Source organism: Bacillus sp. HY001, from assembly GCF_007558965.1.
GTDB lineage: Bacteria > Bacillota > Bacilli > Bacillales > Bacillaceae_G > Bacillus_A > Bacillus_A mobilis.
Map to the genome: position 1 here is coordinate 1 of NZ_VLTE01000380.1, position 212 is coordinate 212.

1 protein-coding gene is annotated in these 212 nt (G+C 35.4%); it reads left to right on the plus strand.

Going from position 1 to position 212, the window contains the following annotated elements; genetic code table 11:
* A partial coding sequence (gene hepT / locus FOT98_RS31840) for a type VII toxin-antitoxin system HepT family RNase toxin (protein ID WP_260851157.1) occupies nt 1-212 on the plus strand: 212 nt, incomplete at both ends.

Sequence of the window (212 nt, forward strand, 5' to 3'; positions counted from 1 at the left end):
TTAGAGGACTTTACAAAACAAGATTCAATAATATTGAACATACAAAGAGCTTGTGAAGCGAGTATTGATTTAGCAATGCATATTGTTGCAGGGAAAAAATTAGGACTACCCCAATCTAGCCGAGAGGCTTTTGATTTATTGGTTACAGCAGGATTACTTAGCGCTGATCTAGCAAATAAGTTAAAAGCAATGGTTGGATTTCGTAATATTGC